General features: G+C 68.7%; 10 protein-coding genes and 1 pseudogene. 5 read left to right on the forward strand and 6 right to left on the reverse strand.

Annotated elements, in window-relative coordinates; genetic code table 11:
* Positions 1–598 precede the first annotated feature (598 nt).
* Together OXS49_RS29735 and OXS49_RS29740 are read left to right on the forward strand one after the other, a co-directional pair.
* Entirely contained in the window at positions 599–1072 is a 474-nt protein-coding gene (locus OXS49_RS29735; protein ID WP_267428247.1) for a hypothetical protein, read from the forward strand.
* Positions 1073–1268: 196 nt separating this feature from the next.
* Positions 1269–1571 carry a hypothetical protein gene (locus OXS49_RS29740; RefSeq protein WP_244004420.1) on the forward strand — a complete coding sequence of 101 codons (303 nt, stop codon included), beginning with the start codon at positions 1269–1271 and terminating at the stop codon, positions 1569–1571.
* Positions 1572–1856: 285 nt separating this feature from the next.
* Here OXS49_RS29740 and OXS49_RS29745 read toward each other — a convergent pair whose 3' ends face one another.
* On the reverse strand, positions 1857–3245 hold the full coding sequence (locus OXS49_RS29745; RefSeq protein WP_267428248.1) for a hypothetical protein: 1389 nt from the start codon (positions 3243–3245) through the stop codon (positions 1857–1859).
* Positions 3246–4131: 886 nt separating this feature from the next.
* Entirely contained in the window at positions 4132–6171 is a 2040-nt protein-coding gene (locus OXS49_RS29750) for a YgiQ family radical SAM protein (protein WP_267428249.1), read from the reverse strand.
* Between the two features lie 277 nt (positions 6172–6448).
* On the opposite strand from OXS49_RS29750, the gene OXS49_RS29755 reads away from it, so the two are divergent.
* Positions 6449–6808, forward strand: a complete 360-nt coding sequence (locus OXS49_RS29755; protein WP_267428250.1) for a hypothetical protein — start codon at positions 6449–6451, stop codon at positions 6806–6808.
* A gap of 105 nt (positions 6809–6913) precedes the next feature.
* On the opposite strand, the pseudogene OXS49_RS29760 reads toward OXS49_RS29755, so the two are convergent.
* Together OXS49_RS29760 and OXS49_RS29765 are read right to left on the reverse strand one after the other, a co-directional pair.
* Positions 6914–8291, reverse strand: a pseudogene (locus tag OXS49_RS29760) (HWE histidine kinase domain-containing protein).
* A 381-nt stretch (positions 8292–8672) separates the two neighbouring features.
* A complete protein-coding gene (locus tag OXS49_RS29765; RefSeq protein ID WP_244004414.1) occupies positions 8673–9344 on the reverse strand; it encodes an FCD domain-containing protein in 672 nt (223 codons plus the stop codon).
* 204 nt (positions 9345–9548) lie between these two features.
* Between OXS49_RS29765 and OXS49_RS29770 the strand changes: the two genes are divergently transcribed.
* Positions 9549–10241, forward strand: a complete 693-nt coding sequence (locus OXS49_RS29770; protein ID WP_267428251.1) for a fumarylacetoacetate hydrolase family protein — start codon at positions 9549–9551, stop codon at positions 10239–10241.
* A gap of 139 nt (positions 10242–10380) precedes the next feature.
* Entirely contained in the window at positions 10381–11526 is a 1146-nt protein-coding gene (locus OXS49_RS29775; RefSeq protein ID WP_267428252.1) for an alpha/beta fold hydrolase, read from the forward strand.
* 67 nt (positions 11527–11593) lie between these two features.
* Here OXS49_RS29775 and OXS49_RS29780 read toward each other — a convergent pair whose 3' ends face one another.
* Together OXS49_RS29780 and OXS49_RS29785 are read right to left on the reverse strand one after the other, a co-directional pair.
* Complete coding sequence (locus OXS49_RS29780) at positions 11594–11950, reverse strand: hypothetical protein (RefSeq protein ID WP_267428253.1); 357 nt, start codon at positions 11948–11950, stop codon at positions 11594–11596.
* 46 nt (positions 11951–11996) lie between these two features.
* Positions 11997–13394, reverse strand: coding sequence for an L-serine ammonia-lyase (locus tag OXS49_RS29785; RefSeq protein ID WP_267428254.1), 1398 nt, complete (start codon positions 13392–13394; stop codon positions 11997–11999).
* Positions 13395–13832 lie beyond the last annotated feature (438 nt).

The raw sequence follows: 13832 nt of genomic DNA on the forward strand, positions 1-13832 counted from the left end.
CGCGGCAGGTCGGCGGCCGAGGCGGCGGCGGTCAGGGCGGTGAAGGCGGCGAGCGAGGCGAGAAGCTTGGTCATGGGGGTTGATCCAGTGTTTCGATCTGGTGCCAAGGCTACCGGTCTCTGACCGAATTGGCTGTAGTTTTATGGACACACCCAACCATCATGAGGCAGCGTCGCATAGTAAACCGTCCGTGAACATCCGATTGGACACGGGAATACATCGCGATGTCCGCGGCCGAGCACGCAAACAACTCAGCGGCATTAGGGTTGCGCTCGGCCGCACCGTGATCGATTGAGTGTGATCCAAATGCTACACTCCGGGTGATGCAATCCCTCGCAGAGTCGCCCCCGCGTTCTCATCGCCCATCAGCCTGGGTTGGGGCATCGCTCCGGCCGCCGTGATCGGAAGGCCGCACGGATGGGGCCTCCATCACCCGGCCAGCGAACCCCGGCGTGACGCCGCGCCCGGCGGATGACGCAAAGGCTGACCAGGCTCGGGGACCGGTTGGGCTACAAAAACGTGTCAGACACGCTTCCATTGGCTTAAGACTGCACTACGCTCTCCGCTTGCACTAATGATGCATTGGAGACTCGTAATCATGGGCCGCCTAATCTCTTTTGCCCTTCTGATCGCAGGCAGTGCCGCGATTGCCACCCCCGCCGCGGCCCTGTCCACCAAGGACTGCTCGGTGAAGTATCAAGCCGCCAAGCAGGCCGGCACACTCAACGGTCAGACCTGGAACGACTTCCGCAAGGCGTCGTGCGGCGCGGCGGCCGACGCTTCGAGCAACACGGTGCCGAACCCGGTTGCGCCGTCTGCATCCACCTCCGCGCCAGCGCCGACGACGACCGCATCGAGAACCGCTCCGGCACCGGCAGCGCCCCCCGGATCGGCCGCCTACCCGCGCGCCGTCGACCCGAAATACGCCAAGGAGTCGCCGGGCAAGGCCCGGATGCACACGTGCCTGGACAGCTACAACGCGGCCAAGGCTGCGGGCACATTGGGCGACGCGCGATGGATCCAGAAGGGCGGCGGCTATTATTCGGCGTGCAACAAGCAGCTCAAGGGATAAGCTCGCACGCGGGCCTTCGCGCCTCCCGTGCGAGACGCAAGGCCGCCCTGGCCGTTGCGATCCCGCACGGGACCGATGCCCGGGAGCCCCTCGGGCCGACAGGGACGACGGGTCGGACCCGCCGGCACGCACGTCCGGTTGAACCGTGCCCCGCCCTGGCCGTTCCTGTGCTGCAACAGTCGCACGGGGAGACCGCATGGTCCGGACTACAATCACGCTCGTCGGAGCCCTCGGCATCGCTCTGGCGGGTCCGGCCGCGGCCCAGGTCGTCACCGGCGGCGCCGGCAATACGGGCGTGGCCCCGCCGGCCGGCACCGGAGGCGTGAGCCCCGGCGCCCGGGATCTGGGCCCCAGCCCGATCACCAGAGGCAACGAGGCCAATCGCAGCAATTCCCCCGTGGTTGGAACGACGCCGAACGTGAATATCGGCGGAACACCGACCAGCGGGCCGCCTGGTACCGGTGGTACGTCGGGTGGCCCCTCGCTGGACGGCCGCTAGAATGCGCCGCGCCGAACAGCAAACCGGTTCGGCGCGGCACAGAATTTCAGAACAAGGGCTGAGAGCCGCGCCCGATGGCGATGCGATCAGGCACGGCTCACGTTGTCATTCAAGCGGGTGTCCGGCGCACGGATGGTGTCCGCGCGCGGACCCCGGCGGGATGGGCCGCACGTCGGCGGCCCGCTGTGCTTCAGGGACGCCGGGTCACCGGAGATCTTCGACCCCGTTCGCGGACCGGCGCAGAGCCATCACGCCGGATGCAGCCTGCTCGGGGTTGCGATCGTCTCAGAACTCGCCGGCCAAGCCCGCGCGGGCTCCCAGCGCGTTGTTGCCGCCATACGCGACCCCCGCCGTGACCGCGATCGGCACGCAGCAGGTGGGCAGCCGGTGCGCCACCGCCACGCCGCCCGCCCATTCACCGCGATAGGTCGCCCCGTTCGTGGCCCAGGTGGTCTTGCCCGGTGCGGAGGGCATCGGCGCCGTTGCCATGGCGATCGCCATGGCGACACCCTGTCGAGCCTCCTTGCGCGTCTGGATGGCGTAGCGCTGCATGGCGTCGGTCTTGGCCTCCAGCGTGTTCACCTGCGACTGGACCGCGTCGACCCGGCCGGCCATGCTCGCGATGCTCGCGGGTCCGTAGGCCGAAGCCGCGAGATTGCCGCTGGCGTCCGTGGTTACGAAGTTCGTCGGGCCGCTCTGAGCCGCCGCGCTCGCCGGCGAGGCGATGCCGGCCAACGTATAGGTGCTGACGGCCGTGCCGATCGCGACCTGGTTGGCCCGCGTCGTCCGAACGTTGGCACCGATGGCGGCCGCGTTCGCTTGATCGGCCCGCGCGCCGCTGCCCAGCGCGACGCTGCCGTCTCCGCCCGCCGAAGCGGTCGCGCCGACCGCCGTGGATCCCGAACCGCCTGCGCCGGCGGCAAAACCCAGGGCGGTACTCCCATCGCCGAGCGCGGCCGATGCCGTACCCACCGCCGTACTGCCGAGACCCTGCGCACCGGCCCCGTAACCGAGGGCCACGCTCCCGGTCTGTGCGGCGCGGGCACCGGTCCCGACGGCGGTCGACGCCGGACCCGACGCGCTCGCGCCGGAACCGACGGCCAGCGCATCATCCCCGCCTGCGCTCGGACCGGGCAAGCGGCTGGTGTTGTTGGCCGCCACACCCGTGAGATCGGAGAACGCGGAGAGCCGAAGGTCGGTAACGACAGTCTGGCCCTGAGACTGCGTGACAGTGCCCGTCACGATATAAATGCCTTGGCCACCGCCGGTGCCGCCCGTGCCGCCAGTCCCACCTCCGGTACCACCGGTGCCGCCAGTCCCACCTCCGGTACCACCGGTGCCGCCAGTCCCACCTCCGGTGCCGCCAGTCCCACCTCCGGTGCCGCCGGTGCCACCACCGGTGCCGCCCGTATTGGACGTCCCGAGCGTGAGGCCTGTCCCGAGCAGACCGTCACCCGGACCCGTCGTACCCACGAGCAATCCGGTGCCCAAAACACCCGTTCCGCTCGTTCCGACATTCAGGCCCGTTCCGAGCACGCCGCTGCCGGGCGCGCTGGTGCCGACCCCGAGCCCGCTCCCGAGCAGGCCCGTCCCGGAGGTGCCAACATTCAGGCCCGTTCCAAGCACGCCACTGCCGGGCGCGCTGGTGCCGACCCCGAGCCCGCTCCCGAGCAAGCCGGATCCGGACGTGCCGACCGTCAGACCCGTCCCAACGATGCCGCTGCCAGGGGTTGTAGTGCCGACGGACAAGCCGGTGCCGAGAATGCCCCCACCGGTTGTATCGAAAGCGCCCCTGAGCAGTTGCGCATGGGCGGGAGACGCGGCAACGGCACCGAAAAGTCCAGTCGTGAGCAGAAGTGCTCTGACGTGAGCGCGTCGCCGAAAGCAGTTTACTTTGCTGTCAAGTCCCAGCATGATGTAGAATTCCCCAGACATCTGCAAATCTCTAGCGGATGCAGCTCCCGGCGCCCGCGGCCACCTGGCGGCGCCATCGATATCAACAGCTTGTGGTTGAATAGTTGATTTCGTCTTAAGGTTGCAATGCCCATCTGATACAACTGAACGCGGCTCGGGATAGTGTCGGACCCGGCGCGGCACATGGCGTTTCGATCGCCGTCCGCACGAGCCCCCCACGGGGTGGGCCGCGGCATCCCCGATGCGGCGGGGACGCAGGGTCGCGAACGCGGCCTTCGTCGCTCCGACCGGGCGAAAATCAGCGTCGGGCACCGCTGAAGCTTGCGTTCGCGCGGGCTGTCCACACCGTCGACGTTGCATCCGCCACGGCGGGCCCAACCGATGGCTCCGCCCTTGAGCCCAACGTACGTTCACTATTCGTTCTATATCTGCGCAGCAGCGTGCGCTTTGAACCCGGATCGACGATCTGCGCATAAGCAGGCCCACCACCGTCCGGTGGCGCGCCAGGTTTCGCCTTGAAGGATGCTGGCCCCCACGATCACACCGGCGTCGATCGCAGCCTTACGTCCGGCCGCGGCGGCATCACCGTGGCGGCCCGCGACGGGCAGATGGTCTCGGACCATCCATCGTCAGCGGCGCGCGAGCGTCACTTGCGCAGGGGCACGCCCTTCGTGGTGAAACTCTGGCCACCGCCCGGGCGGTACACGGGGCGGGGCTGGCCGCCCGTCCTGCCCGCGCCCGCCCCGGTTCCCGGCGGCTGCGAGAACGGCACGAGCTGGTCCGGCCGCGGTCCGATAAGATCGGCGCGGCCCATCTCGCGCAGCGCCTCGCGCAGCAGCGGCCAGTTCTCGGGGTCGTGGTAGCGCAGAAACGCCTTGTGCAGCCGCCGCTGCCGCAGCCCCTTGATCGCGTCGACCGGCTCGCTGCCGCCGCGCCGCACGCCCCGCAGGGTGTTGATCTCGGTGTGATACATCGCCGTGGCGGTCGCCATCGGCGAAGGCAGGAACGTCTGGACTTGGTCGGCGCGGTAGTTGTTCGCCTTGAGCCAGAGCGCGAGGTGCATCATGTCCTCGTCGGTCGTTCCGGGATGGGCCGCGATGAAGTATGGGATCAGGTAGTACTTCTTGCCCGCCTCCTTGGCGGCGGCGTCGAACATCTCCTTGAAGCGGTCGTAGGTGCCGATCCCCGGCTTCATCATCTTGTCGAGGGGGCCGCGCTCGGTGTGCTCGGGGGCAATCTTCAGGCGGCCGCCGACATGGTGGGTGACGAGCTCCTTGATGTATTCCGGGCTCTTAACCGCGAGGTCGTAGCGCACGCCCGAGGCAACCATCACCTTCTTGACCCCCTTCACCTCCCGGACCTTGCGGTAGAGCCGGATCAGGTCGTCGTGCGAGGTGTTCAGGTTCGGGCAGATGTCCGGGAAGACGCAGGAGGGCAGACGGCAAGCCGCCTCGATCTTTGGGTCCTTGCAGGCCATTCGGTACATGTTGGCGGTCGGCCCGCCGACATCCGAGATCACGCCGGTGAAGCCCGGCGTCTTATCGCGGATCAGCTCGATCTCGCGCAGGATCGAGTCCTCCGAGCGGTTCTGGATGACGCGGCCCTCGTGCTCGGTGATCGAGCAGAAGGTGCAGCCGCCGAAGCAGCCGCGCATGATCGTCACCGAGAACTTGATCATATCCCAGGCGGGAATCTTCGCATCGCCGTAGGACGGATGGGGAGCGCGGGCGTAGGGCAGGTCGTAGACCGCATCCATCTCGTCACTGGTCAGCGGGATCGGCGGCGGGTTGAGCCACAGGTCGCGGTCGCCGTGACGCTGGACCAGCGGGCGCGCATTGCCGGGATTGGCCTCCCGGTGCAGCACGCGCGAGGCGCGGGCATAGGCCTCCTTGTCGTCCTTGACCTGTTCGTAGGCGGGCAGCCGGATCACGGTCGCGCCGGGCCGGCGGGTGGCGGCCTCGTCCGCGGAATCGAGGTCGTCGGCGGGCAATTCCGTGTAGTGGCCGGGCACGCGGCGGAACAGCGCGACGCCCCGGATCGAATCGAGCTGGTGCGGCGCCTCGCCGGCCGCGAGCCGGTTCGCGACCTCGACCACGGCGCGCTCGGCATTGCCGTAGACGAGAAGATCCGCCTTCGCGTCGGCCAGGATCGAGCGGCGCACCTTGTCGGACCAGTAGTCGTAATGCGCGATCCGGCGCAGCGACGCCTCGATGCCGCCGAGCACGATCGGCACGTCCTTGAAGGCCTCGCGGCAGCGCTGGGTGTAGACGATGGTGCAGCGGTCCGGGCGCCGGCCGCCTTCGCCACCGGCCGTGTAGGCATCGTCGTGGCGCAGCCGCCGGTCCGCCGTGTAGCGGTTCACCATCGAATCGAGGTTGCCGCCGGTGACGCCGAAGAACAGGTTCGGCTTGCCGAGCGCCTTGAACGGCTCGGCCGATTGCCAGTCGGGCTGGGCGATGATGCCGACCCGGAATCCCTGCGCTTCGAGCAGCCGGCCGATGATCGCCATGCCGAAGCTCGGATGATCGACATAGGCGTCACCCGTCACCAGCACGATGTCGCAGGACTCCCACCCGAGCGCCGCCATCTCGGCGCGGCTCATCGGCAGGAACGGCGCGGCCTGTCCGGTCGGCGGCTTGCGGGTGAGCGGAGCCAGGGCGGGTATGGCGGGCAGTTGGAGGTCCATGGGGCCTATGCATAGGCTCCCAAGACCGAGAGCTCAACGCGTGGTTACGGCCCAGGAGCCGCGCCTCCGAAACGGCCGAGTCTTGCCGCTTGGGGCGAGATCGGAACGATCGCGAGGCCTGAACAACCCCAAATCCTGTTCGGCGCAGGCAAGATTTTGGCCGTGTCGTATGTCACCGCGCTTTCGAACAGGCGGTCTATGATCTCACGCGGTTCGGCAGGCTGACGTGCATTTCAGATCTGCCAGATGTCGACGCACAGGCAGACGGTGTACGACCATGAAGATGCTGCTCGCAGTCGCCATGGTGTTCGGATCGACTGTCAGTGCGCTGGCGGGCGAGGCCTACGGGGATTATCGTGACTACTTTGAGGCGAAGCCCGCAACGATAAAGCGCGCGCCGCGCAGCGCGAGCGAGACGACGGACCCCGTCGACAGGCGCGGCCAGACCGAAGGCGACCGCGTCGAGATGTATCGCTATGGCGATGATGGCATCGGTAGGACACCGGACGTAAGGCCTCGCAGCTGGGACGGCGGGTACGTTCCCGTGCGTCCGCGCAGTGCGTCTACGGACGGCTTCTGGAGCCCGATCGACCAGTCCCACGAGGGCTCGGAAGTGCACCGGCCGCGGTATCGGTGATGCCGCACGGCTGAACCGGTATCCACTTCGGCAAAGCGCGCTCTGAGCAGGTTTCGCAGAAGTTGCCGCCGATTTTGCTACGAAACCTGCGACCGGCCAAGACCCTTAACCTTGAGGGGGTCCGGCCATGTCCGGCAGAGGAGCCTCGACCGTGCAGACCAAGCCGCGCGGCCGGTAGTCGATTTCGGCCGTTCCGTCGAGTTCGGCGGCCAGGGCCCGCTCGATCATCCGCGAGCCGAACCCCTTGCGCTGCGGCGGGGCGACCGGGGGGGCCGCCGAGTTCCTCCCAGCGCACCCACAGGCGCTCGGGCCGCGCGCCGTCCACGACATCCCAATTGAGGATCACCCGGCCCGCGCCGCTCGACAGGGCGCCGTACTTGACCGCGTTGGTCGCCAGTTCGTGCAGCGCCATCACGAAGGCCAGGGCCTGCCGGGGCGACAGCTTCACGTGCGGACCGCCGACCTTGAACTGTCTGCCATCCCTCTGGCGGAACGGTTGCAGCGCCCTCTCGGCGATCTCCGCGAGGGTCGCCCCATCCCAGCTCTCGCGAGTCAGCACGTCGTGGGCGGTCGACAGCGACTGCAGCCGAGCGTCCAAGGTCGCCCGCGCGTCGGCCAGCGACGCGGCATTGCCGAGGGTCTGGTGGGCGATGGACTGCATCGTCGCCATCGAGTTCTTGACCCGGTGGTTCAGCTCGGCGGCCAGAAGGGCGCGGAGCTCTTCGGTGCGTTTGCGTTCCGTGACGTCGATCGACACCCCCGCCATGCTCAACGGTTGGCCGTCCACATCGTAGAAGGTCTGCCCGCGGATCTGCAGCCAGCGCGCCTCACCCTTCGGTGTATGGACGCGATACTCGATGTCGTAGTCAGTGCGGTCGCGGATCGAGGCCTGCACGGCCGCCTGCATGCGGCACCGGTCCTCCGGCAGGATGCTCGCGACCAACTCCGCGTAGCCGAACGGTTCGTGCACATCCCGGCCGAAATTCTCCTTGCAGACGTCGGAGGCGACCAGCCGCATGTCGGCCAGGTCCAGCGTCCACGAGCCGAAGCGGCCCGCCTTCATGATGAAGCGCATGCGATCCTCGCTGCGCGTCAGGGCGAGGGTGCGGCGCTCGACCTCCTGCTCCAGGGCATCCCGATCGCGCTGGACGCGGACCAGCTTCTCCCGTTCGAGGGTCACATCGCATTGCGAGGCGAAGAAGAAAGTGAGTTCGCCGTCGCGATCGAAGACCGGGGAAATCAGCAGCCGGTTCCAGAACGTTTCGCCATTCTTCTTGTAGTTCAGCAGATCGAGCTCGATCGCCACCCGACGTGCGATGGCCTCGCGCAGCCTGTCGATGTCCTCGCGTCGCGTCTCGAGCCCCTGCAGGAAACGACAATTCCGCCCAATCACCTCGTCACGGGCGTATCCGGTCAGATTGTAGAATGCGTCGTTGACGAAGACGATCGGATTATCGGGCTTGTGAGGGTCGGTGATCAGCATCGGCATCCGCGTCGCCCGCACAGCAGCGGCGAACGGATCTTGGCTGGCGTCGCTGCGGCCGATCTCAGCGTCGATGCGGCTTTGTTCGAACCGATCCGGCAAGGCAATGCCGCCTTTCCTGCGACGGTCTTCGCCGACCGAAACTGGTCGACGGGACGCAATTCCTTACCTATATTAGCAAGTGGTGCCCAGAAGTTTACGCGCGTCACATCTCAGACTGCCCCCCCCTTTAGTACACGGCGCTTGGTGCAGCCGAACGCCCGCTTTCAGGCAGCGCCGCGTGTGGCACCGGTGTGCGGCACGGATCGCAACCGGTCCGTCCGCGCCCCTTCGCCCTCCGGCCGAGCCGAATTCCGGCGACACCTCGGATCGTCGGCAGGATCAGGCCGGTGCCATCGCGGCGTGAACCGCCGTGACGTGAGCGGCCATCTCGCGCCGGGCCGCGGCTGGATCCCGCGCGGCGATCGCGGCCACGATCCGGTCGTGCTCGGCGAAGGATGGGTGATCGGCCGGCGGCCCCTCCTCAGCGGCACGCGGACGATCCCAGGTCATCACGCGCCGGATGGCGGCGAGGTGATCGTACAGGAACAGGAGCAGCGGGTTCCCGGCGGCGAGCGCGATCACCCGGTGGAGGCGCGCGTCCTCAAGCTCGTAGCCGCGCCATGTCTGCCCGGCACCGCAGCTCGCGCGGAGCGCCCGGCGGAGCGCGTCGCGTTGGGAGGGCGCGGCGTGCAGGGCGGCGAGGGCCGCCAGCTCGGGCTCCACCGCCAAGCGCGCCTGGACGAGGTCGGGGGGCGTCGCGCGGGTCGCCAGCGCCGCCACCTCATCGATCGCCGCCAGGGGGCGCGATCCCAGGAAGGTGCCTCTACCGACATGGCGCCAGAGCTGACCGTCGGCTTCCATCACCGACAGCGCCTTGCGCAATTCCCCCCGCGATGTCCCGAGCGCCTCGGCGAGAACCCGCTCGGGCGGCAGCCGGCCGTCGGCTGGCAGCCGCGTCTTCGCGAGATAGGCCTGCAGGAGCGTCAGAACCGGGGCGGCGTCGGGATCCATGCTGTCCCGTCTAGAGCCGGGCCAGATCGCGTTGCAAGCGGGCATGGCTCTAAGCCTTTGTTTCGACGCGCTCTCTTGCGCCGAACCGGTATCCTTCCGGGAGAGATTGCCGCAGCGGCCTGGGCCGTCAGCGGTGTATCGATGACCTTGACGCCCCTCGCTTCCGCTTCTAACCAATATGCAGGATTGGTTAGAGAGCCTACGATGCGCTACGTGATCGACCCGCCCGCATTCGCGACCATCCCCGTGGAGGGCGAGGCCGCCGCCTTCCCGGTGCGGCGGGTCTGGTGCGTCGGTCGCAACTACGCCGCGCATGCCCGGGAGATGGGCCATGACCCCGACCGGGAGCCGCCGTTCTTCTTCGCCAAGCCGGCCAACGCGGTCGTCGCCGGCGGCGGCGAATTGCCGTTCCCGGACCAGACCGACGATCTCCACCACGAGGTCGAGTTGGTGGCGGCGCTCGGTCGGGGCGGCGCGAATATCGACGCCGCGGAGGCCCTGGAGCTGGTCTACGGCTACGCCGTCGGCCTCGACATGACGCTGCGCGACGTCCAGGCCGAGGCGAAGAAGCTCGGGCGGCCCTGGGACCTGTCGAAGGGTTTCGACCGCTCCTGCCCGATCAGCCCGATCGTCCCGGCCGCGCGCATCGGCCATCCGGCCACGGGCCGGATCGCGGTCGCGGTCAACGGCGAGGAGCGCCAGAGCGGCGATCTCAACCAGATGATCTGGTCGGTCGCGGAGGCACTGGCCTGCCTGTCGCGGGCGGTCGAGCTTCTGCCCGGCGACCTGCTGATGACCGGCACCCCCGCCGGGGTGAGTGCGGTCAGGCCCGGGGATGTCCTGCACGGCACCTGTGACGGGGTCGGCGAGATCCGGGTCGCCTACCGGGCTCGGTGATCTGCCCAAGACCTGTGCCAAAACGTTCGGCACGCGGGTCGCGGCGACAGGAGCGCTCTGCGCCGAGGGGGGCACCGGCTCGGCGTGAGAGAGAACGCCCATCAAGGGCTTAGAGCCGCCAGGGAAGCGAGTTGGAGCCATGACGACCACAGCCTCGGCCGGCCGGACCGGTCTTACGCGGACAATCCTCGCCGCCTGGGCGATCGCATTCGCGTCCGGCGCGGCGGGCGACCCGGCCCCCTATCCGAACCAGCACGAGGCGGATCTCGTCGTCGCGGGCTTCAAGCTGGAGAGCGGCGCCGTCCTGCCGGAGGCGCGGCTGCACTACACGACACTCGGAAGCCCCCACCGCGACGCGAACGGGGACATCGACAACGCTGTGTTGGTGCTCCACGGCACGACCGGCACCGGCAAGCAGTTCCTCGCCCCGACGATGGGTCCGGAGCTGTTCGCGCCGGGCGCACCGCTCGACGCGGCGCAGTACTTCGTCGTCCTGACCGACGGGCTCGGCCGCGGCGGCTCATCGAAACCCTCCGACGGCCTGCGCGGGCGATTTCCCCGCTACGGCTACGGCGATGTGGTCGAAGGGCAGTACCGCGTCGTCACCGAGGGGCTCGGGATCCGGCACTTGCGGGCGGTGATCGGCACCTCGATGGGCGGTATGCAGGCCTGGATGTGGGGCGAGCGCCACTCCGGCATGATGGACGGCCTCGTGGCGGTGGCCAGCCAGCCGATCCCGGTGAGCGGGCGCAACGCGCTGTGGCGGCGCCTGGTGATCGAGGCCATCCGCTCGGACCCGGACTACAAGGGCGGAGATTACGAGACGCAACCGACGCAGTTCACCAAGGTGCTGCCGATCTTCAACATCATGACCGAGAGCGTGCTCAGCCAGCAACAGGCGGCGCCAACCAACGCCGACGCGGTGACGCTCTACGGCCGGCTCGCCGCCAATTACGCGGGCAAGGTCGACGCCAACGACTGGCTGTACTGGTTCGATTCGTCGTTCGACTACGATCCGTTGCCCCGGCTCGGGGAGATCAAGGCGAAGCTCCTGGCGATCAACTTCGCCGACGATGCGCTCAATCCGATCGAGCTCAGCGTGATGGATCCGGCGATCCGGCGGATCCCCGGGGCGCAGTTCGTCCTGGTCCCGGCCTCCGCCGAGACGCATGGCCACCAGTCGCTGCGCTACGCCACGCTGTGGCGGCCCTATCTCGCGGCGTTCATGGCCGCGCTGGGACCGTCGGGTCCGGTGGCGGAGCACGCGGCTCCGGCTGGCCGGTGATGCGGCACGACCGAGGATCTCCGCCACGCCGCGCGTTAGGATCCAGCCGGTCTGGCGGCGTTCGCCCTCACGCGCAGGGCTGCAGGCGGAAGGTCGGGGATCGGCTCGGCCGGGTGGCGAAGGACCCGACCGGCAGCACCGGGGCGTCGTCGTCGAGGACGAGGTCGTTGTCCCGCAGCAAGCGCGCCAGGACCAGCACGTCGCGCATCGCCTGCGGGCCGGCGGCTATGACGACGTCGCGGCCGGGCGGGGGCATCACGACCACGCCTTGGGCGCGGCACCGGGGCGGAAAAGCGGCGTAGGCGTTGCGGCGCAGGCCGGCCAGGACCCCGAGGGCCCCTACGCGGTCCGGTGCCAGTGGCGGCATGGGCGGGATGAAGGCGGCTGGTCCGCCCCTGTCGCGCGCCGCGGTTAGGGTCTCCATCGGATTGTCCTCATCGTGGGCGGCGGTCGCCGTTCGGCGCACGCCGTCAACATTCCGGAAGATTGACCGCGAGGCCGCCGGTTGAGGTTTCCTTGTACCGGATGCTCATGTCGCGCCCCGTCTGCTTCATCGCCTCGATGCAGTTGTCGAGCGGCATGATGTGGCTGCCGTCGCCGCGCAGCGCCAGCGACGCGGCGGCGACGGCCTTGATCGCCCCGAGGCCGTTGCGCTCGATGCACGGAACCTGCACCAGCCCGCGGATCGGGTCGCAGGTGAGACCGAGGTGATGCTCCAGGGCGATCTCGGCGGCGTTCTCGACCTGCGCGTTGCTGCCGCCAAGCGCGGCGCAGAAACCGGCGGCCGCCATCGCGGCGGCCGACCCGACCTCGCCCTGGCACCCGACTTCGGCACCGGAGATCGAGGCGTTGGTCTTGATCAGGCCGCCGATCGCCGCAGCCACCAGCAGGAAATCGTGAATTCCGGTCTGATCCGCGCCGATGCAGTGGTCGCGATAGTAGCGCATGACCGCGGGGACGACCCCGGCGGCACCGTTCGTCGGCGCGGTCACGACCTGTCCACCGCCGGCATTCTCCTCATTGATCGCCATCGCGTAGACCGACAGCCAGTCGTTGGCGACGTGCGGCTGTACGCGGTTGGTGCCCCGCTCCGACAGCAGCGCCTGATGAATGCGCCGGGCGCGGCGGCGGACATTCAGGCCGCCCGGCAGGGTCCCGTCGGTGGCCAGACCGCGATCGATGCACGCGTCCATGACGGCCCAGATCCGATCGAGGCCGTCGTCGAGATCGGCGTCGCTGCGGCTGACCGTTTCGTTCGCCCTCTTCATGGCCGCGATGCTGCGGTCCGACGCCGCGCCCATCGCGAGCATCTCGGCGGCGCTTCCGAACGGATAGGGGCGCAGCACGGAGGCATCGACGGCCTTGATGTCGCCCCCGGCCATTTCCCCCGCGGTCAGGACGAAGCCGCCGCCGATCGAATAGAAGGTTTCCGTCAAGTACGGGGTGCCGTCCTGGTCGGTGGCGCGGAAGATCAAGCCGTTGGCGTGGCCTGGCAGGGGCGGGCCGTAATCGAACACGACCCCCTGCCCGACTGCGAACGCGATCGGGGGAAGGCCCGGGGCGTCGATCCGACCTGTGGCGCGCAGCGCTGCCTCGCGGCGGGCGGCCTCGTCGGGATCGTGCGTATCCGGCCGCAACCCGAGGAGGCCAAGGATGACCGCCCGATCCGTGGCGTGCCCCTGTCCGGTGAAGGCGAGACTGCCGTGCAGGACGACCTCGATGCGGAGCGAAGCCGGCATGTCGGCCGAGCGGCGGCTGCGCTCGCGGAGCGCATCGAGGAAGCGGGCGGATGCGAGCATCGGTCCCATCGTGTGTGAGCTCGACGGCCCGATGCCGATCTTGAAGATGTCGAAGATGCTCAGGAACATCGGGACCTCACATTTGCCGTCGCCGGGCGCTGCGCAGCCCGCCGATGCGCCCTGGTAGCGGAGACGATACCCGGCGCGCCACATCTGCCGCAGCTGGAAGGGCCGATCCGGTCTCGCCCGGCAGGCCCGATCGACCGCAAAGCCGGATCCGTGCCACGGCCAGGCCTGTCCCTCCCCCCGGATCGCGATGCGGCAGGCCAAGATCGGCGGCCGGGGTCTCGCGCGGTCGAGGAAGTCTGTTTGAACTTGGTACGGCGCTGCTTCGGGTCCAGCGGCAGGATCACGCGGTGATACGCTCACGGCCGCATCGGCCGTGCCGGCGTGGAGCATCCCCTAGTGCATCGATCCAGACGGAGGCGTCAGCCGAGTCTGGAAAAATTGATGCAAAACCAAAGAACTCGTGCTCACTCGCGTGAACGAAGTGAATGCGTCAGAGCA

Source organism: Methylobacterium sp. GC_Met_2, from assembly GCF_026540795.1.
Lineage (GTDB): Bacteria > Pseudomonadota > Alphaproteobacteria > Rhizobiales > Beijerinckiaceae > Methylobacterium.

Coding starts and splice junctions, on each gene's coding strand:
- OXS49_RS29735 (WP_267428247.1), top strand. CDS start 599: ATGGGCCGCCTAATCTCTTTTGCCCTTCTGATCGCAGGCAGTGCCGCG.
- OXS49_RS29740 (WP_244004420.1), top strand. CDS start 1,269: ATGGTCCGGACTACAATCACGCTCGTCGGAGCCCTCGGCATCGCTCTG.
- OXS49_RS29750 (WP_267428249.1), bottom strand. CDS start 6,171: ATGGACCTCCAACTGCCCGCCATACCCGCCCTGGCTCCGCTCACCCGC.
- OXS49_RS29755 (WP_267428250.1), top strand. CDS start 6,449: ATGAAGATGCTGCTCGCAGTCGCCATGGTGTTCGGATCGACTGTCAGT.
- OXS49_RS29765 (WP_244004414.1), bottom strand. CDS start 9,344: ATGGATCCCGACGCCGCCCCGGTTCTGACGCTCCTGCAGGCCTATCTC.
- OXS49_RS29770 (WP_267428251.1), top strand. CDS start 9,549: ATGCGCTACGTGATCGACCCGCCCGCATTCGCGACCATCCCCGTGGAG.
- OXS49_RS29775 (WP_267428252.1), top strand. CDS start 10,381: ATGACGACCACAGCCTCGGCCGGCCGGACCGGTCTTACGCGGACAATC.
- OXS49_RS29780 (WP_267428253.1), bottom strand. CDS start 11,950: ATGGAGACCCTAACCGCGGCGCGCGACAGGGGCGGACCAGCCGCCTTC.
- OXS49_RS29785 (WP_267428254.1), bottom strand. CDS start 13,394: ATGTTCCTGAGCATCTTCGACATCTTCAAGATCGGCATCGGGCCGTCG.